The organism is Lachnoclostridium sp. MSJ-17 (assembly GCF_018918205.1).
Classification (GTDB): Bacteria; Bacillota; Clostridia; order Oscillospirales; family Acutalibacteraceae; genus Ruminococcoides.
Window position 1 is genome coordinate 1 of sequence record NZ_JAHLQB010000094.1, and the last position, 23,329, is coordinate 23,329.

Here is a 23,329-nt window from a genome sequence, read left to right on the forward strand (position 1 = left end):
TGAATCTTGTATACAATCTGGACGTAGCGGAATAAGGAGGGGCCTATGAACTTCGCGGCGGTCTATCATCGAATCACACCCGATATGTGCTATTCTCCCGACGGAAACGAGGTCGTCATAAATATCCGCACCGACAGGGACGTCGACGCGGTGTACCTCGTTTACGAGGATCCGTTTATCCACGAGCTCAACCGGAAACGCGAGTGGTACGGCAGACGCGAACGCATGAAATTATCGCGCGAGCTGAGGTATCATGTGATCTACACTCACACCGTCCGTCCCGAGTACAAGCGGCTGATGTATTACTTCGAGCTTGAAGCGGACGGCAAGACCTACTGTCTTTATGAAAACAAGCTCTGCGAAAAAAGCGCGGATAATGACACCTGCAAGCAGTATTACAAGTACGCGTGGCTCAATCCGTCCGATATAATTTCGCCGCCCGGCTGGGTAGGCGATACCGTGTGGTACCAGATAATGCCCGACCGCTTCTGCCGCCACAAGGACGCCCCGGCTGACAAGAAGTTCCGCGTCTGGGGAGATATGTCGAACCCCGAGTGGCACGACTGCTACGGCGGAACTCTGAAGGGAATCACCGAAAGGCTCGATTATCTCAAAGACCTCGGCATCAGCGGGATATACATGACCCCGATTTTTCAGTCCAACACGAACCACAAATACAATATTTTTGATTACACTAAAATCGACGGCGACTTCGGCACCGAGGATGATCTGCGCGAGCTCGTCAGTGAAGCGCACAAGCGAGGTATACGCGTGATGCTCGACGCCGTGTTCAACCACTGCGGACACGAATTTCCGCCGCTGCTCGACGTGTGCGAAAAGGGCAGAGATTCAAAGTATTTCGACTGGTTTTTTATCAACACCGACGACTTCATGAAGGACGACTTCACCACCGCCGACGGCAGGTACTACACCTTCTCGTTCTGGGCGCCGATGCCCAAGCTCAACACCAACAACCCCGAGGTCGTCAGGTATTTTTCCGACCTCTGCTGTTACTGGGCAAGAGAATGGGATATCGACGGAATCCGCTTTGATGTCGGCGACGAGATATCGCACTCCTTTGTCCGCAAGCTCCGTGAGAAGGTCAAGGCGGTCAAGCCGGATATCTACCTCCTCGGCGAGATCTGGATGGATTCGCTCAACTGGCTGTACGGCGACGAGTACGACGCGGTGATGAATTACCCGTTTACGGGCTGTGTCAACGACTACTGGAAGAACGAGCGTCTGACCGCGCAGGATTTCGTATGGTCGATGAATGCCTGCCATTCGCTCTATCCCGAGCAGGTCAACCGCGCCATGCTGAATTTCCTCGACACCCACGATACGGCGAGAACCGCCGAGAGCAGCAAAAACCTCGGCGTTATGCTTCAGAAGCTCGTCATACTGACGACCATGACCGGCGCGCCCTGTCTGTACTACGGCACTGAGATCGCCATGAAGGGTGTGCGCGAACCGTTCAACCGCGCGCCTGTGCCGTGGAATGAGATCGAACGCGGCGACCACGACGGGTTTATCGGCAAAATCCGCGAGCTGCTCAGGATCCGCCGTGAAAATCCCGCGCTGCGTGATAACGATATCGAGTATCACCTTGACGGCGAAAATCCGAGGCTGCTTTCCTACACAAAGGGCGGCAGCATAGACGTAATTGTCAACGCGGGCAAAAACGCGGTTGACATTGACCTCGGCGGAGAGATTCTGTTCTCAAATCTCCTCGAGGGCAGAACGCTCAAAAGCGACGGAGCCGTGATCGTTAAAAAGGCGTAAAAATAGATAAAAACCTCTGTCAATGACAGGGGTTTTTCGTTTTGACATTTTCCGCTTGCGGGTGTACCATATTATTAGATTAAATGAGAAAAGAGACGATATTTGTGGACGTGTTAGACATCTTCAGGGATTTGGCGATAATCATGCTCTTCGCCAAGGTGTTCGGACTTGCCGCGCGCAAGCTCAGGGCTCCTCAGGTCGCCGGCGAAATCGTCGCGGGACTGCTGATAGGTCCCAGCGTGCTCGGCTTTGTCCAGCAGAATGACTTCATCAACATCTGCGCCCAGATAGGCGTGGTGATACTTATGTTCTCGGCGGGTTTGGGCACAAACCTCCGCGATCTGCTCAGAACGGGACCTAAGGCTTTGGCGATAGCCTGTGCAGGCGTGGCTGTGCCGCTTGCGGGCGGAACGCTGCTATATCAGTGCTTCTACGGCTTCGCTCCGTGGGGCAGCGAGAAATTTCTGACCGCGGTGTTCATCGGCGTTATCATGACTGCGACGAGCGTCAGCATAACCGTCGAGACCCTAAAGGAGCTCGGAAAGCTCAAAACCGAGCTTGGCACAACGATCCTCAACGCCGCGATCATCGATGACGTTATCGGAATTCTCGTGCTGACCTTCGTTATCGGCTTCAAGAACCCGGAATCAAATCCGTGGCGCGTCGGCTTCAACACGATCGCCTTCTTCGCTGTGGCAATAGTCGTCGGCTTTGTGATCTACAAGGTGTTCCAGTTTGTCGACAAGCGGTATCCGCGGACCCACCGCATTCCGATCCTCGCTCTGGTGCTCTGTTTCAGCTTTTCCTACCTCGCCGAGCGCGTATTCGGTATCGCCGACATCACCGGCGCCTATGTCGCGGGAATCATTCTGTGCAGCCTGCGCGATTCGGACTACATCGAGGAAAAGCTCGACATCAACTCCTACATGATCTTCGGTCCCATATTTTTTGCGAGTATCGGTCTTAAAACCGACGTCAGCGGCATAACCTGGGACATCGTGATATTCTCCGCCGCGTTTGTGCTCGTCGCTCTGTCGACGAAGATCGTCGGCTGCGGCGCGATGTCAAGGCTCTGCGGATTCAAAGGCAAGGATACGCTCAAGATAGGCGTCGGCATGATGACCCGCGGAGAGGTCGCGCTGATTGTCGCGCAGAGAGGACTGAGCGAGGGCATGATAAGCTCGGTTTACTTTACCTCGGTAATTTTGCTGATCATCGTATCGAGCATAGCGACCCCGATAATATTAAAGCTGCTCTTTGGCAGAGAGAAAAAAAGCGCTTCCGATTGACGGAGGCGCTTTTGCTGTGTCTGTCAGATGTATTCAAGATTTTCCGTATCAAGCAGAGCCGTCCGCATCGCGGGCTTGCACAGCTCGATTTTTTTGCCCTTTTTGATGAACAGCGGAACCTCGTTGAGCGCGATATCAACGTAATGAACGCCCTTTGCAAGCTCCTGATTTGTCACTTTTTCGCCGCTGAGCTTGACGAAGGTCATATCCTCGGGAAGGTATACGTATCTGCCGCTGACGTTCTGCTCGTAAACGGGAGCTATCATGCACTCATCGCCGAGCATGAGCTGAGTCTCGCACTCGCGGGCGATCTTGTCGCCGGGGTAGTCGAACGAGAGCGGGCGGAAAATCATTCCGTTTTCCTCGCTCGCCTTGCGGAAGGTGCGGTAGAGGTAGGGGATAAGGCGGTATCTCGCCTGAATGATGTCGCGGAAGTCGCCGCTGTTTTCAAAGCGGTAGCACTCCTGATCTCTCGTGCCGAGGGCGGAGTGGTTGCGCATCAGCGGCGTGAACGCGCCTAGAGCGAGGAAGCGGAGCACCAGATCGCGTGTCGCGTTCTCGTTGAAGCCGCCCAAGTCCGCGCCGCAGTAGAGGAAGCCGCACATATTCGCCGAAGGCAGCATTTTCAGACAGAGCAGGATATGAGACCACCATGAGTGGTTGTCGCCGAACCAGATTCCGCTCGTGCGGTGAGCGCCTATGTATGACGCGCGCGAGAACATCAGGATCTTTTCTTTGCCGAACGCCTTTTCAAAGTATTCTCCGGCAGCCTTAGTCATGCTCGCGCCGTAGATGTTGTGAACCCTCTGGTGGTTGACAAGCTTGCCGTCTATCTCGTGGTAAATGCTCGCGTAGTCGTCCTGTGAGTTCGACAGCCCCATGAAAACGTCCTTGAGGTGGAAGAATTTACCGAGGTCGAGGTTCTCGCCCTTGAGAGCCGCCGCTTCGTCCAAAGCTTTTTGCAGACCCTGTTCGGAGTAGAAGATAGCCGGCTCGTTCATGTCGTTCCAGAAGCCGTCGATGCCCATGTCGGTGAGTATCTTGTACTTTGAGCCGAACCATTCGCGCACGTCCATCCTCAGAAAATCGGGGAAGCCGACGATGCCCGGCCATACTCCGCCCTTGAAGTCGCTGCCGTCGGCGGTCTTGCAGAAGTAGCCGTTAGCCCTGCCTTCCTCGTAGACGTCATATCCGTCCTCTTTCTTGACGCCCGCGTCGATGATCGGGATAAGATGAATATTTCGCGCCTTCTTGTCGGCGACAAAGCTTTCAAAATCAGGGAACGCGTCTTTGTTTATCGTGAAGTCCTTGTAGCGCTCCATGTAGTCGATGTCGAGATATACGCAGTCGAGCGGTATCTGAGCCTTGTCGTAGCCGTCGATGACATTTTCGACTGCCTCGGCGTTGTGGTAGCTCCAGCGGCACTGTTGATATCCGAAAGCCCAGAACGGCGGAATGTAGCTCTGACCGATGATTCCGCGGAACTCGCGCACGATTTCGGCGGGCTTGTCCTGCTCAATGATGTAGATGTCAAAATCCGTGCCGTCAACGGTGATTTCGGCGGCGTCTGATTTTGTGTAGCCGATGTCCCAGCGGATCCTCGCAGGAAAGTCGATGAAAATTCCGTAACCCCGGAAAATCAGGAAGTTATGCGCGGCGTACAGCGACTGCTTTGTCTCTGTGTGGAAGGGATCGTCGCTGCAGTAGCTCTGATATATCCAGCCGCGCTTGTTGATGCCGCGCGGAGCCTCGCCGAGACCGTAGATGATATCGTTGTCAGCCATATTGAACCGGAAAACAAACTGACCGTTTTCAGTCCTGTGCTCAAAGGGAAAATCCTCAAAACCGGACGGTGCGATTTCCTTAACGACCGCCTCGGTGTTTACAGGCTCGCCCATAGTAAATTTCTTGACCATATGAATCTCAACTCCTTATCGTGGATTATGGCATCATTGTACTATGAAAACGCGGAAAATGCAACAGGCTTCACTTATTTTTCAGGAATCACAGGGGTCAAAAAACGCCGCAAAAAAATCTTTGGGACTGTTGAATTTGTGGTGATAATGTGGTAAAATAAAAAAGTATATAAGCATTGAATTTAAATTCCTGAAAGGGGTTATTGATATGTGTGGTATCTGCGGCTTTACAGGCAAGCTTGAAAACCGTGAGGACGTATTGAAAAAAATGACGACGGTGATCACACACCGCGGACCCGATTCCGAGGGCTTTTATATCGACGATTCGGTAAATATGGGCTTTCGCAGGCTGTCGATCATCGACCTCGACGCCGGTCATCAGCCGATCTACAACGAGGACAAGACCCTTGTTCTCACCTTCAACGGCGAGATATACAACTACAAGGATCTCAGGGCGACTCTGATAAAGAAGGGTCACAAGTTCTATACCGAGTCCGACAGCGAGGTGCTTGTCCACGGCTTTGAGGAATGGCACGAGGATCTGCTTCTCAAGCTGCGCGGAATGTTCGGCTTCGCGATTTATAACACCGTTGACAAGTCGCTCTTTTTAGCACGCGACTTCTTCGGAATCAAGCCCATGCACTACGCCCAGGTTGAGGGCGAGTTCGTCTACGGCAGCGAGATCAAGAGCATTCTCGAGTACCCCAAGTACGTAAAGCGCTTCAACAAGAGAGCTCTCGACACCTACCTCTCGTTCCAGTACGCGGTGCCGCCTCAGACCTTCTTTGAGGATATTTTCTGTCTCATGCCCGGTCACTACCTCTGGTACAAGGACGGCGAGGTTGAAACCACACGCTACTTTGAGCCGAGGTTCAGACCCGACGAGAGCATCACCGAGGAACAGGCTGTCGATATGATCGACAAGGTATTCGAAAACTCTGTCAACGCCCACAAAATCGCCGACGTTGAGGTTGGCTGCTTCCTCTCCTCGGGCGTGGACTCAAGCTATGTATCAACCTACTTCGCCGACCAGAAAACCTTCACAGTTGGCTTTGATTTCGGCGAGAAATATAACGAGATAAGCTGGGCTCAGGAGCTCAGCCGCAAAATCGGCGTGGAGCATCATACCCACCTGATATCATCCGACGAGTTCTGGGACGCGGTTCCCACCGTTCAGTACCACATGGATCAGCCGCTCGCCGACCCGTCGTGTATCGCGCTGTACTTCGTTTCGCGCCTTGCGAGCGAATACGTCAAGGTCGTGCTCTCCGGCGAGGGCGCCGACGAGCTCTTCGGCGGCTACACCTGCTACAACGACCCGCGCGTTTTCAGAATGTACCAGAAAATCGTTCCGCATTTCCTGCGCCGCGCGATCCGCGCAATCTGCCGCAAGCTGCCCGACATAAAGGGACGCGACTACCTTATCCGCGCCTGCGACCCGCTCGAGGACAGATATATCGGCAACGCGTTCATGTATGATCTGCGCGAGAAGAAGGAGATATTAAAAGACCCGTCGATCGCGACGGCTCCCCAGACCCACGCGAAAAAATATTACTACCGCTGCCGCAAGCAGGACGACGTCACAAAGATGCAGTACCTCGACATGAATATGTGGATGGTCGGCGATATCCTGCTCAAGGCAGACCGCATGAGTATGGCGAATTCCCTCGAGCTGCGCGTTCCCTTCCTCGATAAGGAGGTATTCAAGGTCGCGTCGAGCCTGCCCTCAGAGCTGCGCGTCAACAAGCAGAACACAAAGTACGCGATGCGCAAGGCTGCGGTACGTCATCTGCCCGAGGCGACCGCCGAGAAGGAAAAGCTCGGATTCCCGGTGCCGACGAGAGTATGGCTGCGCGACGAGAAGTACTACAACGTAGTAAAGCGCAAGTTCCAGGGGCAGACCGCTCAGAAGTTCTTCAACACCGACGCGCTTATCCGCTGGCTCGACGAGCATTTCAGCGGCAAGGAGGACAACAGCCGCCGCGTCTGGACGGTTTATGTGTTCCTTGTATGGTACGATATTTATTTTGACGAGAATAACAGCGGCGTCGAGAAGCCTGTCAACCACCTCGACGAGCTCAAGGCTGTAGCCGAGGCAAGACGCGACAAGCAGATCGATATGCCCGGCGAGGTCATAATGGCGGCAGCCGAGGCTATCGACGAGAACTACGACGCGCCCAACTTCGGCATTGACAAGAGCAAGCCGTCAGCGGAGACTGACGACGGCAGCGAGCCTGCTCTGATCGAGAATATTCCCGAGGAGCCTGCTCCTCAGCCCGAGCCCGAGCCGGAGGCTGCAAAAGAGGAGTATGTGAATATCCAGAATCCCGAGGACGACGAGATTTATCAGGAGCCGCGCAAGCCCGAAACTCCTCAGGAGCGCATGCAGATGGCGATCGACAGCATCGAGCGCCGCTCAAAGTATCTCGACGAGCCGAACGTTATTTCCGATGAGGCGATCGACGATATCGTCAGCCAGATCTCGTTCTTTGACGATGACGAGCCCGGCGCCGATTCGGAAGCAGAGGGCGAATAACAGAAAAAACGGAGCGGCGTTATGTCGCTCCGAGATTTTTAACATAGTCCCGCAAAGATGTTCAGCAAATTTTTGACGCGCGGATATTCCGCTTCAAAGTCGCTCAGCGGCAGAGGATTTTTGCCCAGTCCCATCTCAACGGTGAAGCCGCAGCGGTGAAAACGCTCAATGAACCAGTCCTTGAATCCGCCGCCCGTCGCAATCGGTTCGGGCTCTGCAACTTTGTAGCCGCTGACCTCAGCCATTTTTTCGGCGAGGGCAAGGCAGCAAAACGGAGTGCTTTTGCCGAAGTCCCAATATATTTCGCGGCCCTGACTGTGCAGCGCGAGTACGCGTTCAAACCTTACGTTACGGCAAAGCCTGACCAAAGCCCGCGTCTCGGGTTCGCTCTCCGGTCTTTCGCCGCCGTATCGCGAGGGTGAGGGAGAGGAAATGCCCAGCTCGCGCTCGCGCCTTTTGACGTTCTCCCAGTCCGCGTCGAAGTTGTGGTTGATGTCGACGCCGTTTTGGTTCGCCTGCCAGTAGATTTTTCTTGTCAGCGCGATCTCCGTGCCGTCGGGATTGAGACACGGCACGATCGTAAGGCTCAGTGAGCGCGGTTCATCGGCATATTCCCCGGCAAATTTGAGCGCGGCGAGGATTGTCAGGTACTCCGTGCCGTGTACGCCGCCGACAACTAGACCGCGGCAGCGCGATTCTCCGATATCGACCGCAAGGATATCGCGCCCGAGGACGCTTTTACCTATCGAGTACATCTTCAGGCGGCGCTTCGCAGAGATTTCGCGAAGGCACCGCTCCTGTTCAAAATAATACGGATAAAACAAACTATCAGCCCCATGAGGTAAAAAATATGAATACCACTGAAATAACCGCCGCCAGCGAGGAGCTGTTCAGCGGCAAAATCCTTCACATGTTTCACGACGAGGTTATCCTGCCCGACGGCGGAAGAGCCATGCGCGAGATCGTCCGTCATCCGGGCGGAGTGTGCGTCGCCGCGCTCGATGATAAAAACAATCTGTTCTTTGTCAGACAGTTCCGCTATCCCTACAGGGAGGAGGTGCTCGAGCTGCCCGCGGGTAAGCTCGAAAAGGGCATGACTCCGCTCGAGAACGGCAAGCGCGAGCTGCTCGAGGAAACCGGAGCCGAGGGCTACTCCTACATATCTCTCGGACAGGTCTATCCTTCTCCGGGGTACACCGACGAAATCATTCACCTCTACGCCTGCCGCGTATCGAGCGTAGGCGAGAGCAGACCCGACTTCGACGAGTTTTTGAACGTGGAGAAGCTCTCTCTTGACAAGGCAGTCGAAATGGTGCTCAACAATCAGCTCCCCGACGCGAAAACTCAGATCGCCGTGCTTAAAACCAAGCTGCTGCTCGACAGCGGAAAAATCTAAGGTGTAATCATAATATGCAGACACGGACAAACATATGCTCCGGAAAACAGAATACCGCGGCGGCTCTCGGATTTTTTGACGGACTGCACCTCGGACACCGCAAGGTTCTTGCTCTCGCGGCAAAGCAGGAAAAATGCGGGCTTGTTCCGCTCTGTCTGACCTTTGCCGAAAGCCCCAAGGCAGTCATGTCGGACAAGCCCTTTGCCTATCTGATGACAAAGGAGGATAAGCTGCGCTGCCTTGAGGAAATTGGAATCCGCCGGACGGTCATGCTCGATTTCCGCGAGGTGATGGACATGAGCGCCGAGAGCTTTTTCTTTGAGATCCTCGTAAAAAAGCTGCGCGTCAAGGAGCTGTTCTGCGGCTTCAACTACCGCTTCGGCAAGGACGCGGAGGGCGACATCGCCATGCTTCAAAGGCTCTGCGATGAAAACAACGTCGGTATCACTATAGTGCCGCCCGAGACGATGGACGGCGAGGTCATCTGTTCGACGCTGATAAAAAATCTGATTTCCGAAGGAGAAATCGAGCGTGCAAACGATATGCTCGGCTCGCGCTTCGGCTTCAAGGCTGAAATAACCCACGGAATGCGTCTCGGCAGAGAGCTGGGCACGCCGACTCTCAACCAGCAGATGAACCATTCTCTCGTTGAGCCGCGGTTTGGGGTTTACGCTTCCTGTGTGACTCTTGAAAACGGCGGTCAGTACTGCGGCGTTACAAATATCGGTATAAAGCCCACTGTCGGCGGAACGAAGCCGCTGTGGGAGACGTGGATGCCCGAGTACCGCGGAGCGGAGCTCTACGGCGAGCAGGCTGACGTAAGGCTGCTGACCTTTATCCGCCCCGAAAAGAAATTCGAGAGTCTTGATCAGCTCAGGCAGGAAATAATGCGCAATGCAGATCAGGCGCGGGAGGATTACGCGCGAATAAATTCGTTCAAAAATCTGATAAAATAAAAAATAACGGAAAGGCTGATTTTCAACCTTTCCGTTTTTTATCGGATTAATTATTCATAACCTTTTCCGCGACAGCCGCGAGAACGCTTCTGCCGGACATCTTGTATCTGCGGTCATACAGCAGAACGTATTTATGCTCGGTGATAACGTCGTACGACGGTCTGCCCGTGTCAAAGTACAGTCTCCATACATAGCCTGTCGGAAGCGAGGGAAGCTCGATATTTGCGTCCTCCCAGTGGGCGTTGATCGCGAAGTACACGATCTCGTCGAGGTCGGGAGCCGCCTTCGACATGCCCGCGTACATAACGGCGACCATGCGGGAATTCTCGTCGAAATCGGTTTTCCACGGCTGAGGACCGTGAATGCTTTCGGGCGGGAAGGTGCATCTCGCCACATCGCGGTTCTTTGTGATGACGTGGAAGCGTTTTCTGAACGCGATCATATATTTTGCGAATTCAAAGACGTCGCTGAATTCCTCTTTTCTGCTCCAGTCGAGCCAAGAGGTGAGGTTATCCTGACAGTAGGCGTTGTTGTTGCCGAACTGAGTGTTGCAGAATTCGTCGCCCGAGAGGAAAAGCGCGGGTCCGCGGCTGCACATCAGAGTTGCGAAGGCATTTTTTACCATCTTGCGTCTGAGCGCGTTGATATACGCGTCGCTCGTTTCGCCCTCAAAGCCGCAGTTCCAGCTGTTGTTGTCGTTGGCGCCGTCGGAGTTGTCCCAGCCGTTGAGGTAGTTGTGCTTCTCATTGTAGGCGTACATATCGTACAGCGTGAAGCCGTCGTGACAGGTCAGGAAGTTGACCGACGCGCTGTGACCTCTGTAGGACGGGTCGTACAGGTCCTTTGAACCGGTCAGACGGTTCGCGGCAGCCCATGCGAGGTTGCCGTCGCCCTTGAGGAAGCGCCTGAGGTCGTCGCGGTATCTTCCGTTCCACTCGGACCAGCGGTTCCAGCTCGGGAAGGAGCCTACCTGATACAGACCTGCGGCGTCCCACGCCTCGGCGATAAGCTTTGTCTTGCCGAGGATCGGGTCAAACGCGAGGCTTTTGAGCAGCGGCGGCTGATCCATCGGGGTTCCGTCCTCGTTTCGTCCGAGAATGGACGCGAGGTCGAAGCGGAAGCCGTCGATTTTGTATTCGGTCACCCAGTAGCGCAGACAGCTCTTGATAAAGTCGCGCACGATCGGGTGGTTGCAGTTGAGCGCGTTGCCGCAGCCGCTGAAATTGTAGTATTTGCCGTCGGGCGTGAGCATGTAGTAGATGTTGTTATCCAGTCCCTTGAACGAGAAGAACGGTCCGTTCTCGTTGCCCTCGGCGGTGTGGTTGAATACGACGTCGAGGATAACCTCGATGCCGTTCGCCTTGAGGTCGCGGATAAGCTTCTTCAGCTCGGTACCCTCGCGGTGGTGGCGGTGGTCGCTCTCGTAGCTCGTGTTTGGAGCGAAGAAGCATACCGTGTTGTAGCCCCAGTAGTCGTAGAGCTGCTCGCCGTTGAAGTTGCGGTACGAGCCCATCTCGTCGAATTCAAAAATAGGCATAAGCTCGACCGCGTTGACTCCGAGCTCCTTGAGGTACGGAATCTTTTCGCGGATACCCTCAAAGGTACCGCGGTGCTTTACTCCGGAGGACAGATCCTCGGTAAAGCCCCTGACGTGGAGCTCGTAGATAATAAGCTCCTCGGTGGGAATATGCGGGAATTTTACATTTCCCCAATCGTAGTCGTTGAACACGACTCTCGCCTTGTAAACGCAGGTATTTGGCTGTCGGACGCCCCAGCCGCTCTGACCGGTCACCGCCTTTGCGTATGGGTCGAGCACATACATGTCCTTGTTGAAAATAAGTCCCTTCTCGGGCTGATTCGGACCGTCGAGGGAATATGCGTACTCAAACTTGTCTATTTCAATTCCGAACACAATCATCGAGTACGTGTTTCCGACCTTGAACGAGTCGGGAAACGGAATACGAGCGTAAGGCCATTTTGACCCCGGGTAGAACAGCAGCAGTGTGCACGAGGTAGCGTAGAACGAGCTTATCGTAAAGTTTACGCCGCCGCGGACAGGGGTCGCGCCGTCCATATCGTAATAACCGGGTCTGACGTCGAAGCCGAGGATATTATCCGTAGGCTTTAAGTCCCTTAACATTATAGCACCCCTTAATAATTTATGCATGAATATTGTATCACGTTACCGCAATTTTTTCAATTAGAAAAAATAAAGAATTCAATGGAAAAATTGTAAAATGCGCATATAATAGGGAATTGCTGACAAAATATGACAAAAAAAAGAAAATTTTGTAAACCAACTAAATTTTAGCTGTTGTGTTTGTAAATTTTATATGCTATAATGATTACAACTGCAAACCACTGAAAAATCACTTAAATGAAAGGGTGTAAAAAATATGGTTGTAAGAGATATTCTCGAAATCTTAGAGGGCGAAATCATCTGCGAGGGCGACCTCGACCAGGAGATCAAAACCGCCTGCGGCTCCGACATGATGAGCGATGTTCTTGCGTTCGTAAAGGATCAGTCCGTGCTGCTGACGGGTCTTGTCAACCCTCAGGTAGTGCGCACCGCCGAGATGATGGACATGGCGTGCATCGTATTTGTAAGGGGCAAGGTGCCCGACGACTCTATCATCCGCCTCGCCGAGAGCAGGGACATCACTCTGATGAAAACACGCTACAGAATGTTCACCGCCTGCGGACTGCTTTACTCCAACGGACTGAGCGGAGGAACCAAGGTATGAGCAACGCGATTCATCTTCACTACGAGGTGTCGGGCGAGGATTTCACGCGCGCGGGCGAGGCGAGCGGTCTTGTCAAAAAGACGCTCAAGAAGCTTGGCTACAACTCCGACGCTATCCGCCGCGTAGCGATCGCCATGTACGAGGCTGAGATAAACATGGTTATCCACGCCGAGGGCGGATACTGCGACGTGGACATCTATCCCGACCGCGTCGAGATTCTGCTCGCCGACAAGGGACCCGGCATTCCCGACGTCGAAAAGGCTATGCAGGAGGGCTATTCCACCGCTCCCGACAACGTGCGCACTCTGGGCTTCGGAGCGGGCATGGGTCTGCCGAACATCAAAAAATACACTGACGATATGAGGATAGAAACCACCCTCGGGGTCGGCACGAACGTCTATCTGACGGTAATTGTAAACTCATAAAATACCACTGCATTAAGGAGAATTTCAATGGGTAACTATTTCCATTCAGTTGAGCTGAATGCCGACAAGTGCTGCGGCTGCACCAACTGTCTGAAGCGATGTCCGACGGAGGCGATCCGCGTTCACGGGGGCAAGGCGAGGATCCTGCCCGAGCGCTGTATCGACTGCGGAGAGTGCATCAGAATCTGCCCACATCACGCAAAAAGCGCGTACAGCACTAAAATCGATGAAATCGAAAAATTCAAATATACCGTCGCTATTCCCGCGCCGGCGCTTTTCGGTCAGTTCAACGGGCTTGATAACATCGACTTCGTTCTGACGGGACTGAAAAAAATCGGCTTTGACCACGTCTTTGAGGTATCGCGCGCGGCTGAGCTCGTCAGCGAGGCGACGCGCAGACTGATAAAGGAGGACAAGCTCAAAAAGCCTATCATAAGCTCAGCCTGTCCGTCTGTCGTCAAGCTGATAAAGATCCGTTTTCCCGAGCTATGCGACAACGTGCTGAACCTGCTCGCGCCGATCGAGGTCGCGGCGAAAATCGCGCGCCGTGAGGCTATCGAAGATACGGGTCTGCCGTCCGAGAATATCGGCGTATTCTTCATCACGCCCTGTCCCGCGAAGGTGACGGAGATACATTCGCCGAACTACGCGGAGAAATCCGAGGTCGACGGAGCTATAGCGATCTCGAAGATATATCCGGAGCTTGCCCACGCGATGGATCACCTCGAGGAGGTCGAGCCTATCTCGCAGTCGGGACTTCTCGGCATCGGCTGGGCTACCTCGGGCGGAGAAGCCGCCGCGATGCTCGGCGACAAGTACCTCGCCGCGGACGGTATCGAGAACGTTATCCGAGTCCTCGAGGAGCTTGAGGACGAGCATATCCGCGACGTCGACTTCATCGAGCTCAACGCCTGCTCAGGCGGCTGTGTAGGCGGCGTTCTGACGGTCGAGAACCCCTACGTCGCGCAGGCGAGGATCCACAACCTCAGAAAATACCTTCCCGTTTCGCTCAACCACATCGACGAGGGCAAGAGCCTCAACGACATGATGTGGACAGAGGAGCTGACCTTTGACGCGGATATCTTCCGTCTTGACGAGGACATCGTCAGGGCTATGGAGATGATGAGCCGCATGGAGGAGATCAACAAGGGACTCCCGGGGCTCGACTGCGGCTCCTGCGGAGCGCCTACCTGCCGCGCTATGGCGGAGGACATCGTCCGCGGAAAGGCGAAGGAAACCGACTGCATACATAAGCTCAAGGCAAAGATCCAAAGCGTATACGACCAGCTGAAAAATACGATTTAACCATTGAGGAAAAATTATGAATGTAAAAGAATTTGCGGAAAAACTTGATTTGAAGGTACTTGTCGAGGGCGATATGGAGCGCGAGATCACAGGCTGCTACATCGGCGACCTGCTGAGCTGGGTAATGGGCAGAGCGCCGGAGGATTCGGCGTGGCTGACGGTAATGGGCAACATCAACTCGATCGCCGTCGCGACTCTCGCCGACGTGAGCTGCATAGTGCTTGTGGAAAACGCCGCGCTCGACGAAAACGCAAGAGCCAAGGCTGAGATGCACGAGGTCAATATCCTGCTCTCGAAGGAGAACAGCTACCACCTCGCGGTCAGGCTCCACGAGCTTCTGAGCTGACATGAAATACTACTACGACCTTCATCTACACTCCTGCCTTTCGCCCTGCGGCGACATGGACATGACCCCGAACAATATCACCGGCATGGCGAAGCTGCTCGGGCTCGACATCATCGCGCTCACCGACCACAACACTTCCCTCAACTGTGAGGCGACGATCGCGGCGGGGAAGGAGAACGGCGTTGTTGTCGTACCGGGAATGGAGCTGACTACGAGCGAGGATATCCACGCGGTCTGCCTGTTCCCGACTCTGGAAAGGGCGCTCGACTGGAGCGGATACGTAGACGATCACCGCATAAAAATCAGAAACCGACCCGACATCTACGGCAGACAGGTCATTATGAATGCCCTCGACGAGGAGATCGGCGAGCTTGAGCACCTGCTTCTGCCCGCGACTGAGATAAGCATAATGAACGCGTATTCAATGGTGCGCTCGTTCGGCGGGATATGCTATCCCGCACACGTTGACCGCGACAGTCTGTCGATACTCTCGGTGCTCGGCGAGATCGACGAAAGCTGCGGCTTTATCACCGCGGAGCTTGCCGACAAGACAAAGCTCGATACACTCAGAAAGCTGCACCCGATCCTTGACACGCTCAATATCGTGACAAATTCCGACGCTCATTACCTCGAAAACATGCGCGACGCGGAGAATCAGATCGAGCTTGAGGAGCTGAGCGCTCAGTGTCTTGTCGAGCGGCTTAATACGCCGCTTATTGTGTGAAATAGTCAAATTTTGACACCGCAACCTGTCATAAAAAAGCGATATAATCAGCAATTTGTATTCATAGGATAAAATATGACTATTTTTTGTTAAAAAAATGTCGTTCTGATTGTGAATCCGTTTAAAAGAGGGAAAAATTTTTATAGACTTTCACAGATGTTTTGTGATATACTTACTGTAAGTAAATATAATATTCACCGATGAGCGAATATTTTTTTTATGGTATTTGACAAATTGAAATCAGGGAGGAAAAACAATGCAAAAGAAAATCAGCAGCATTCCCTTCAATGGGACGCCTGAGCAGGAAGCAAAGCTCAAAGAGTCGATTGCCCGTCATATCGACGATCCCGGCGCGGTAATGCCCGTGCTTCAGGAAGCTCAGGAAATCTACGGTTATCTGCCGATCGAAGTGCAGACAATGGTAGCTGAGGGTCTCGGCGTATCTCTCGAGGAGGTATACGGCGTATCGACCTTCTATTCACAGTTCGCGCTCTCTCCGAAGGGCAAGTACAACATCTCCGTATGCCTCGGCACAGCCTGCTACGTCAAGGGCTCGGGCGACATTCTCAACAAGATCTCCGAGGAGCTCGGCATCGGCGCTGAGGAGTGCACACCCGACGGACAGTTCTCGCTCACAGCCTGCCGCTGCATCGGCGCCTGCGGTCTGGCTCCCGTTATCACCGTCAACGAGGACGTTTACGGCAGACTGACGGTTGACGACATTCCTTACATCATCAACAAGTATAAGAACGCCTGATGCGTGAGTTGTCCTTAAACGTCATGGACGTGGCGCAGAATTCCGTGAGAGCGAAGGCAAGCCTTGTCACGATCACCGTTGACGAGAGCGACAAGGACGACTTCCTTCAGATCTCTATCGCGGACGACGGCTGCGGCATGACCGAGGAACAGGTACAGCAGGTCATCGACCCGTTTTTCACGACCCGCACCACCCGCAAGGTGGGTCTGGGAGTTCCGCTGTTCAAGCTTTCGGCGGAGCAGACGGGTGGAAGCTTTGACATCAAATCAAAGCTCGGAGTAGGCACGACCACCACCGCGCGTTATATCAAGAGCCACGTCGACATGACGCCGCTCGGCGATATCAACGACACGGTCAAGATCCTCATTCAGTGCAACCCCGATATCGATTTTGTGTTCACCCACACCACTGATAACGGCTCGTTTACTCTCGATACAAGGGAGCTGAGAGCGGTTCTGGAGGGCGTGAGTCTCGACACACCCGACGTACTTGAATGGATTAGCGCTTATTTGAAAGAACAATCCCAAATAATATATGGAGGAGCGGATAATCAATGAAATCTTTAGCTGAATTAAAAGCCATCAGAGATAAGGCGAAGGCTGACCTTGATCTCAGAAAAGAAAACCCCAACGCGGCGAGAGTTCTCGTAGGTATGGCTACCTGCGGTATCGCGGCAGGCGCAAGACCTGTTCTCAACGCGTTTGTAGAGGAGATCGCGAAGCGCGGTCTCACCAACGATATCACCGTTACCCAGACAGGCTGCATCGGCATCTGCCAGTATGAGCCCGTTGTAGAAATCGAGATTCCCGGTCAGGAAAAGGTGACATACGTCAAGGTAGCTCCCGAAATGGTAGCGAAGATCGTTAACGACCATCTTGTAAACAAGAATGTTGTTACCGAGTACACCATCGGAGCAATGGAGAAGTAAGGAGGACAATTCATGTATCGTTCTAATGTACTGGTATGCGGCGGTACCGGCTGTACCTCCTCGAACAGCCTGACCATCGTAAATAAACTCAAGGAAGAAATCGAGAGACAGGGTCTTTCCGACGAAGTAAACGTTATCACCACCGGCTGCTTCGGTCTTTGCGCGTTAGGCCCGATTATGGTAGTATATCCCGAGGGCAGCTTCTATTCAATGGTTAAGGTGGAGGATATCCCCGAAATCGTTGAGGAGCACCTCTTAAAGGGCAGAATCGTTACCCGTCTGCTCTATCAGGAGACAGTTGAGGAGGACACCGTCAAGTCCCTCAACAAGACCGCTTTCTATGCTAAGCAGAAGCGTGTCGCGCTGCGTAACTGCGGCGTTATCGACCCCGAAAAGATCGACGACTACATTGCCCAGGACGGCTATGCCGCTCTCGGTAAGGTTCTCACAGAGATGACCCCCGATCAGGTTATCCAGACAATCCTCGACTCAGGTCTCCGCGGCAGAGGCGGCGCAGGCTTCCCGACAGGTCTCAAGTGGAAATTCGCCGCTGCAAACGACGCTGACCAGAAGTACGTTTGCTGTAACGCCGACGAAGGCGACCCCGGCGCGTTCATGGACCGTTCCGTTCTCGAGGGCGATCCCCACTGCCTGATCGAGGCTATGGCTATCGCGGGCTACGCTATCGGCGCTTCACAGGGCCGCGTATATGTCCGTGCGGAGTATCCTATCGCCGTTAAGCGTCTCCAGATCGCTATCGACCAGGCGCGTGAGTACGGTCTGCTCGGCGAGGACATCTTCGGCACAGGCTTCAACTTCGACATGGAGCTCCGTCTCGGCGCAGGCGCGTTCGTATGCGGCGAGGAAACCGCTCTTATGACCTCCATCGAGGGCAAGCGCGGCGAGCCCAGACCCAGACCTCCGTTCCCGGCTGTAAAGGGTCTTTATCAGAAGCCCACAATCCTCAACAACGTTGAGACCTACGCTAACATCGCCCAGATCATCCTCAAGGGACCCGAGTGGTTCGCTTCAATGGGTACCGAGAAGAGCAAGGGTACAAAGGTATTCGCTCTCGGCGGCAAGATCAACCACACCGGTCTTGTTGAGATCCCCATGGGCACCACCCTCCGCGAGGTAGTATTCGAGATCGGCGGCGGCATCCCCAACGGCAAGAAGTTCAAGGCTGCCCAGACCGGCGGTCCTTCCGGCGGATGTATCCCCACAGAGCACCTCGACATCGAGATCGACTACGACAACCTCCTCGCTATCGGCTCAATGATGGGCTCCGGCGGACTTATCGTCATGGACGAGGACAACTGTATGGTTGACGTTGCGAAGTTCTTCCTCGAGTTCACCGTTGACGAGAGCTGCGGCAAGTGTACGCCCTGCCGTATCGGTACAAAGAGACTCCTCGAAATGCTCGAGAAGATCACAAAGGGACAGGGTTCCCTCGAGATGCTCGACGAGATGGAGGAGCTGTGCCACTACATCAAGGCGAACTCCCTGTGCGGTCTCGGTCAGACCGCTCCCAACCCCGTACTTTCCACCCTGCGTTACTTCAGGGATGAGTATATTGCCCACGTTGTCGACAAGAAGTGTCCCGCGGGCGTATGTAAGGATCTTCTCATGTACACAATCGAGAAGGATAAGTGCTTCGGCTGCAGCATGTGCGCCAAGAAGTGCCCCGTCGGCGCGATTACCGTGACCGATTACACCGCGCCCGGCAAGAAGAAGCCCGCTTACGAGATCGACCACAGCAAGTGCATCAAGTGCGGCGCCTGCATCGACACCTGTAAGTTCAAGGCAATTTACAAGGGCTAAGGGAAAGGAGAGAAAACTATGGAAATGTTGAATATTAAAATCAACGGTAAAGACTATCAGGTCGAAAAAAATACCACTATCCTTGAAGCCTGCCACCAGTTCGGTATCAAAATCCCGACTCTTTGCTATCTTAAGGAAATCAACGAAATCGGCGCCTGCCGTATGTGTCTCTGCGAGGTAAAGGGCGCCCGCAGCCTTGTTGCCGCCTGCGTATACCCGATCGACAGAGAGGGTACCGAGATCTTTACCAACACACCCCAGATTCAGAAATACAGAAAGACAAACCTCGAGCTTCTGCTCTCGAACCACGACAAGAAGTGCCTCTCCTGCCCGAGAAGCAACAACTGCGAGCTTCAGCAGCTCTGCCTTGAGTACGGCGTTGACGAGACCAAGTTCGCCGGCGAGGAGACTCACTACGAGGAGGATCACACCACTCTGCACCTCGTTCGCAACAACAACAAGTGCATTCTCTGCCGTCGCTGCGTAGCGGCTTGTAAGCAGCAGTTTGTATCCGTAATCGGCGCGAACAACCGCGGCTTCGACACCGTTATCAGCTGCGCGTTCGAGCAGGATCTCAACAACGTAGCCTGCGTAAGCTGCGGTCAGTGCACCGTAGTCTGCCCGACAGGCGCTCTCGTAGAGCGTGACGATACCGACAAGGTATTCGAGGCTATCGCAGACCCGACAAAGCACGTTGTAGTTCACACCGCTCCCTCTATCAGAGCTACCCTCGGCGAGTGCTTCGACATGCCCATCGGCACCAACGTAAAGGGCAAGATGGTCGCTGCTCTCAAGATGCTCGGCTTTGACAAGGTATTCGACACCAACTTCGGCGCCGACCTCACCATTATGGAAGAGGGCACCGAGTTTATCCAGCGCGTACAGAACGGCGGTACTCTCCCGATGATCACCTCCTGCTCACCCGGCTGGGTCAAGTTCTGCGAGCACTATTATCCCGACCTCATTCCGCACCTCTCCACCTGCAAGTCACCCCAGCAGATGCAGGGCGCTATGATCAAGTCCTACTACGCCGAGAAGGCGGGCATCGATCCAAAGGACATCGTTGTTGTATCGGTAATGCCCTGCGTAGCCAAGAAGTTCGAGATCAAGCGTGACGACCAGGGCCGCGACGGAATGCAGGACAACGATATCTCTATCTCCACCCGTGAGCTTGCCAAGATGATCAAGAAGGCTGGCATCCAGTTCACTTCGCTTCCCGACGAGGACTTCGATCCCATCATGGCTATCGGTTCCGGCGCGGGCACTATCTTCGGCGCTACCGGCGGCGTTATGGAGGCTGCTCTCCGTACAGTTGCCGACAAGCTGACAGGCGAGGATCTCAAGACTATCGACTACACCGAGGTTCGCGGCACCGACGATATCAAGGAAGCTACCTACGACGTTGCCGGCATGCAGGTCAAGGTTGCGGTTACTTCTGGTCTTAAGAACGCTGCCAAGCTGCTTGACGAGATCCGCGCAGGCAAGTCTCCCTATCAGTTCATCGAGGTTATGTGCTGTCCCGGCGGCTGCGTAAACGGCGGCGGTCAGCCCATTCAGCCCGGTCATGTGAGAAACTTCACAGACCTCAAGGCTCTCCGTGCAAAGGCACTCTATGAGGACGACCTCAGCCTGCCTTACAGAAAATCGCACGATAACCCCGAAATCAAGGCTATCTATGACGAGTACCTCGGCGAGCCCGGCTCACACCTCGCTCACGAGCTTCTCCACACCTCCTACGTTGCAAGAAAGAAAAACTGATTTCAGGTCAAATACACAGAGGCTGTCCCGGTAGGGGCAGCCTTTTGTTTGTGCTTTTTAATATAAATTATTAAAATCTACTTGCCAAACTGTGCGGTTTTAAGGTATAATAAGGGTACTTCCAACAAGAAAAGGGGACAGATTATGCTTGACGCTATTATGGATTTTTTCAATTCCGTAGACGACGTAATGTACTATCCGATTCTCATCATCGTTCTCGCCGCGGCGGGACTGTTCTTTACCTTCCGCACGCGCTTTGTCCAGATCCGCTTGTTCGGCACCGCCTGCAAGCTGATCGTCGAAAAGCCCTCGGGTGAACAGAAGGTCTCGTCCTTCCAGGCGCTTATGGTTTCCACAGCCTCGCGCGTAGGTACCGGAAATATCGTCGGCGTTGCTACCGCTATCACTATCGGCGGACCCGGAGCCTGCTTCTGGATGTGGCTGATGTGTATCATCGGCGCTTCCTCGGCGTTTATGGAGAGTACCCTCGCCCAGATCTTCAAGCGCAAAAACCCCGACGGTTCCTGTTACGGAGGACCCGCCTACTACATCGAGCGCGTCGCCAAAAAGGGCGTGCTTTCCGCGATATTCTGCGTTTTCCTCATCGCGACCTACGCCTTCGGCTTCAACCTGCTCTGTTCCTACAATTTGCAGTCGTCCTTTGAGATCTACGATTTCTACGACAAAACCTGGACTCCCGTGATCATCGGCGCGGTTATCGCGGTGCTCGTCGGCGTATGTCTTTTCGGCGGCGGCAAGCGAATCATCGGCATCACCGAAAAGCTTGTTCCGTTTATGGGCGTCGGCTACGTTCTTGTATCGCTTATTATTATCTTCACCCACCTCGGCAACATTCCCCAGACCTTCTCGTCTATCTTTCAGGACGCCTTCAACTTCCAGGCTATCTTCGGCGGTCTGAGCGGCTCCTGCCTTGTCTACGGCATCAAGCGCGGTCTGTACTCAAACGAGGCGGGCGTAGGTTCCGCGCCTAACGCGTCAGCCTCCGCCGACGTTACTCACCCCGTAAAGCAGGGTCTTGTCCAGACTGTTTCCGTATATATCGACACCATGCTTCTCTGCACTGCCACCGCTCTCATGTGCCTCAGCTCCGGCGTTGAGTACAGCCCCGAACTATCCGGCGCGACCTATGTTCAGAACGCCGTGTCCACGATTTTCGGCGGCTTCGGCCCCATTTTCATCACTATCGCGATGGCGATGTTCGCATTTACTACACTTATCGGAAACCTCTACTACGTCGATAACGCCCTGATTTATCTCAACAAAAAGAGAATGCCGTCCAAGGTATTCATGAGAATATTCTACGCCTTCTGTGTGCTTATCGTATTTGTCGGCGCGCTCATTCCGATGAACTTCGCGTGGACAATGGCTGACATCACCATGGGCGGAATGACGCTGATAAATATTCCCATCTGCGTGATAATGTCCGGAATCGTCATCAGGGCTTTGCGGGATTTCGAATCTCAGCGCAAAAAGCGTCTCAATCCGCATTTCCATGCGGCAAATATCGGTCTCAGAGAAGACGAGGTCAGCTTCTGGAAATAAGAATATTACGGGCAATCAAAAAATAAATTGTACGGAGGTGAAGAGCGCGTATGTCAAAGCCTGTTGTAACAGAATACGAGGTGCTGTCCGAGCATATCAGAAAGCCGCTCAGAATAGCGCTGGTCGCGGATCTGCACGAGCGCCGTGCGGTAGATATTCTCAATCTTCTGCGCGCTCAGAACCCCGATCTGATACTTGTAGCCGGCGATACGCTCGAGCGTTACTACGAGAACCGCTATCAGTCAACGGTCAAGAGGCGGTTCAATCCGATCCGCTGGCTGATAGTAAACTTGATTTATTACTTAAACTGTTTTTTCATGCTTCTGCGCCCCAGGAGGAGCAAGCCTGACACAAAATACGCGTATTCATTTCTGCGTCAGGCGGCTGATATCGCGCCTGTTTATCTCAGCCTCGGCAATCACGAGGAGGAGTTGCAGCGCGAGGACAGGGAGTTTTTCCGCAATAATGGCATCTGCTGCCTTGACAACGAGGACGCGGAGACAGCGGTCAACAGCAATTTCATGTTGATTGGCGGACTTTCAAACGAGTACGACGCTGACTGGCTCACGGAATTCGCGCACAAAGACGGATTGAAGCTGCTGCTTTGCCATAATCCTAATTTCTATGATACGCTCCATATCAACGAAACGGATATTGATCTGATCGTTTCCGGTCATAACCACGGCGGACAAATACGCATTTTCAGCATGGGCGTCGCAGGCGCCGGCGGCAAGCTGTTTCCAAAGTACGACAAGGGAATTTACGACGGACGTCTGGTAGTATCCGCCGGCTGCTCAAATACGGCGGCGATACCGAGGATAAACAATCCACGCGAGCTGGTGATAATAAATATGAAAAAAAGATGAGCTCTTTTTTAAAAAAGGTATTGACTTTGCTCGGGCTTTGTGGTATCATAATATACGTCGCTGAGAGATAAAGCGAAAGCTGAGGCGACAAAGGCATGAGTCGGGAGTTTAGCTCAGCTGGGAGAGCATCTGCCTTACAAGCAGAGGGTCACAGGTTCGAGCCCTGTAACTCCCACCAAAATGGCCCGGTAGTTCAGTTGGTTAGAACGCTAGCCTG

20 protein-coding genes and 1 tRNA gene are annotated in these 23,329 nt (G+C 53.7%); 18 read left to right on the top strand and 3 right to left on the bottom strand.

Annotation, left to right across the window (positions count from 1 at the left end):
- Positions 1-45: 45 nt before the first annotated feature.
- Both KQI64_RS08075 and KQI64_RS08080 read left to right on the top strand, forming a co-directional pair.
- Entirely contained in the window at positions 46-1,782 is a 1,737-nt protein-coding gene (locus tag KQI64_RS08075) for an alpha amylase N-terminal ig-like domain-containing protein (RefSeq protein ID WP_216524183.1), read from the top strand.
- 104 nt (positions 1,783-1,886) lie between these two features.
- Entirely contained in the window at positions 1,887-3,071 is a 1,185-nt protein-coding gene (locus KQI64_RS08080) for a cation:proton antiporter (protein ID WP_216524184.1), read from the top strand.
- Between the two features lie 23 nt (positions 3,072-3,094).
- Here the strand turns inward: KQI64_RS08080 and KQI64_RS08085 are convergent, their stop codons facing one another.
- Complete coding sequence (locus KQI64_RS08085; protein ID WP_216524185.1) at positions 3,095-4,987, bottom strand: glycoside hydrolase family 31 protein; 1,893 nt, start codon at positions 4,985-4,987, stop codon at positions 3,095-3,097.
- Positions 4,988-5,195: 208 nt separating this feature from the next.
- Here KQI64_RS08085 and asnB point away from each other — a divergent pair, with 208 nt between their 5' ends.
- A complete protein-coding gene (asnB, locus tag KQI64_RS08090) occupies positions 5,196-7,523 on the top strand; it encodes an asparagine synthase (glutamine-hydrolyzing) (RefSeq protein ID WP_216524186.1) in 2,328 nt (775 codons plus the stop codon).
- Between the two features lie 38 nt (positions 7,524-7,561).
- Here the strand turns inward: asnB and KQI64_RS08095 are convergent, their stop codons facing one another.
- Positions 7,562-8,347 (bottom strand): M14 family zinc carboxypeptidase, encoded by a 786-nt coding sequence (locus KQI64_RS08095; protein ID WP_301282428.1) that lies wholly within the window; start codon positions 8,345-8,347, stop codon positions 7,562-7,564.
- Between the two features lie 26 nt (positions 8,348-8,373).
- Here KQI64_RS08095 and KQI64_RS08100 point away from each other — a divergent pair, with 26 nt between their 5' ends.
- Both KQI64_RS08100 and ribF read left to right on the top strand, forming a co-directional pair.
- On the top strand, positions 8,374-8,919 hold the full coding sequence (locus KQI64_RS08100) for an NUDIX domain-containing protein (RefSeq protein WP_216524188.1): 546 nt from the start codon (positions 8,374-8,376) through the stop codon (positions 8,917-8,919).
- Between the two features lie 14 nt (positions 8,920-8,933).
- Positions 8,934-9,875, top strand: coding sequence for a riboflavin biosynthesis protein RibF (ribF, locus tag KQI64_RS08105; protein ID WP_216524189.1), 942 nt, complete (start codon positions 8,934-8,936; stop codon positions 9,873-9,875).
- A 46-nt stretch (positions 9,876-9,921) separates the two neighbouring features.
- Here ribF and KQI64_RS08110 read toward each other — a convergent pair whose 3' ends face one another.
- Entirely contained in the window at positions 9,922-12,042 is a 2,121-nt protein-coding gene (locus KQI64_RS08110) for a glycogen debranching protein (RefSeq protein WP_442912073.1), read from the bottom strand.
- Positions 12,043-12,271: 229 nt separating this feature from the next.
- Here KQI64_RS08110 and KQI64_RS08115 point away from each other — a divergent pair, with 229 nt between their 5' ends.
- The 13 genes from KQI64_RS08115 to KQI64_RS08175 all read left to right on the top strand — a co-directional run bounded on the left by KQI64_RS08115 (position 12,272) and on the right by KQI64_RS08175 (position 23,290).
- Positions 12,272-12,619, top strand: a complete 348-nt coding sequence (locus tag KQI64_RS08115) for a DRTGG domain-containing protein (protein WP_201428699.1) — start codon at positions 12,272-12,274, stop codon at positions 12,617-12,619.
- Entirely contained in the window at positions 12,616-13,044 is a 429-nt protein-coding gene (locus tag KQI64_RS08120) for an ATP-binding protein (RefSeq protein ID WP_201428700.1), read from the top strand. Before KQI64_RS08115 ends, KQI64_RS08120 begins: the two co-directional genes overlap by 4 nt.
- A gap of 27 nt (positions 13,045-13,071) precedes the next feature.
- The gene (locus KQI64_RS08125; protein ID WP_216524191.1) at positions 13,072-14,349 is read left to right on the top strand and encodes a [Fe-Fe] hydrogenase large subunit C-terminal domain-containing protein; all 1,278 of its coding nucleotides are present in this window, start codon (positions 13,072-13,074) and stop codon (positions 14,347-14,349) included.
- 16 nt (positions 14,350-14,365) lie between these two features.
- Positions 14,366-14,695: a DRTGG domain-containing protein gene (locus KQI64_RS08130; protein ID WP_216524192.1), complete on the top strand. Its 330-nt coding sequence runs from the start codon at positions 14,366-14,368 to the stop codon at positions 14,693-14,695.
- Position 14,696: 1 nt separating this feature from the next.
- Positions 14,697-15,419 (top strand): PHP domain-containing protein, encoded by a 723-nt coding sequence (locus KQI64_RS08135; RefSeq protein WP_216524193.1) that lies wholly within the window; start codon positions 14,697-14,699, stop codon positions 15,417-15,419.
- Positions 15,420-15,675: 256 nt separating this feature from the next.
- Positions 15,676-16,176, top strand: a complete 501-nt coding sequence (locus KQI64_RS08140) for an NADH-quinone oxidoreductase subunit NuoE family protein (protein WP_216524194.1) — start codon at positions 15,676-15,678, stop codon at positions 16,174-16,176.
- The gene (locus KQI64_RS08145; protein WP_216524200.1) at positions 16,173-16,733 is read left to right on the top strand and encodes an ATP-binding protein; all 561 of its coding nucleotides are present in this window, start codon (positions 16,173-16,175) and stop codon (positions 16,731-16,733) included. Before KQI64_RS08140 ends, KQI64_RS08145 begins: the two co-directional genes overlap by 4 nt.
- Positions 16,730-17,104 (top strand): (2Fe-2S) ferredoxin domain-containing protein, encoded by a 375-nt coding sequence (locus KQI64_RS08150; RefSeq protein WP_216524195.1) that lies wholly within the window; start codon positions 16,730-16,732, stop codon positions 17,102-17,104. The genes KQI64_RS08145 and KQI64_RS08150 overlap by 4 nt, the downstream gene beginning before the upstream one ends.
- A 12-nt stretch (positions 17,105-17,116) precedes the next feature.
- On the top strand, positions 17,117-18,925 hold the full coding sequence (locus KQI64_RS08155) for an NADH-quinone oxidoreductase subunit NuoF (protein WP_216524196.1): 1,809 nt from the start codon (positions 17,117-17,119) through the stop codon (positions 18,923-18,925).
- 18 nt (positions 18,926-18,943) lie between these two features.
- Positions 18,944-20,683, top strand: a complete 1,740-nt coding sequence (locus KQI64_RS08160) for an NADH-dependent [FeFe] hydrogenase, group A6 (protein ID WP_216524197.1) — start codon at positions 18,944-18,946, stop codon at positions 20,681-20,683.
- Between the two features lie 144 nt (positions 20,684-20,827).
- On the top strand, positions 20,828-22,246 hold the full coding sequence (locus KQI64_RS08165) for an alanine/glycine:cation symporter family protein (protein ID WP_216524198.1): 1,419 nt from the start codon (positions 20,828-20,830) through the stop codon (positions 22,244-22,246).
- Positions 22,247-22,296: 50 nt separating this feature from the next.
- Positions 22,297-23,112, top strand: coding sequence for a metallophosphoesterase (locus tag KQI64_RS08170; RefSeq protein WP_216524199.1), 816 nt, complete (start codon positions 22,297-22,299; stop codon positions 23,110-23,112).
- 102 nt (positions 23,113-23,214) lie between these two features.
- Positions 23,215-23,290 (top strand) — tRNA-Val (locus KQI64_RS08175).
- Positions 23,291-23,329 lie beyond the last annotated feature (39 nt).

Coding starts and splice junctions, on each gene's coding strand:
- asnB (WP_216524186.1), top strand. CDS start 5,196: ATGTGTGGTATCTGCGGCTTTACAGGCAAGCTTGAAAACCGTGAGGAC.
- KQI64_RS08120 (WP_201428700.1), top strand. CDS start 12,616: ATGAGCAACGCGATTCATCTTCACTACGAGGTGTCGGGCGAGGATTTC.
- KQI64_RS08115 (WP_201428699.1), top strand. CDS start 12,272: ATGGTTGTAAGAGATATTCTCGAAATCTTAGAGGGCGAAATCATCTGC.
- KQI64_RS08110 (WP_442912073.1), bottom strand. CDS start 12,042: ATGCATAAATTATTAAGGGGTGCTATAATGTTAAGGGACTTAAAGCCT.
- ribF (WP_216524189.1), top strand. CDS start 8,934: ATGCAGACACGGACAAACATATGCTCCGGAAAACAGAATACCGCGGCG.
- KQI64_RS08140 (WP_216524194.1), top strand. CDS start 15,676: ATGCAAAAGAAAATCAGCAGCATTCCCTTCAATGGGACGCCTGAGCAG.
- KQI64_RS08130 (WP_216524192.1), top strand. CDS start 14,366: ATGAATGTAAAAGAATTTGCGGAAAAACTTGATTTGAAGGTACTTGTC.
- KQI64_RS08075 (WP_216524183.1), top strand. CDS start 46: ATGAACTTCGCGGCGGTCTATCATCGAATCACACCCGATATGTGCTAT.
- KQI64_RS08160 (WP_216524197.1), top strand. CDS start 18,944: ATGGAAATGTTGAATATTAAAATCAACGGTAAAGACTATCAGGTCGAA.
- KQI64_RS08170 (WP_216524199.1), top strand. CDS start 22,297: ATGTCAAAGCCTGTTGTAACAGAATACGAGGTGCTGTCCGAGCATATC.
- KQI64_RS08085 (WP_216524185.1), bottom strand. CDS start 4,987: ATGGTCAAGAAATTTACTATGGGCGAGCCTGTAAACACCGAGGCGGTC.
- KQI64_RS08150 (WP_216524195.1), top strand. CDS start 16,730: ATGAAATCTTTAGCTGAATTAAAAGCCATCAGAGATAAGGCGAAGGCT.
- KQI64_RS08155 (WP_216524196.1), top strand. CDS start 17,117: ATGTATCGTTCTAATGTACTGGTATGCGGCGGTACCGGCTGTACCTCC.
- KQI64_RS08135 (WP_216524193.1), top strand. CDS start 14,697: ATGAAATACTACTACGACCTTCATCTACACTCCTGCCTTTCGCCCTGC.
- KQI64_RS08165 (WP_216524198.1), top strand. CDS start 20,828: ATGCTTGACGCTATTATGGATTTTTTCAATTCCGTAGACGACGTAATG.
- KQI64_RS08125 (WP_216524191.1), top strand. CDS start 13,072: ATGGGTAACTATTTCCATTCAGTTGAGCTGAATGCCGACAAGTGCTGC.
- KQI64_RS08100 (WP_216524188.1), top strand. CDS start 8,374: ATGAATACCACTGAAATAACCGCCGCCAGCGAGGAGCTGTTCAGCGGC.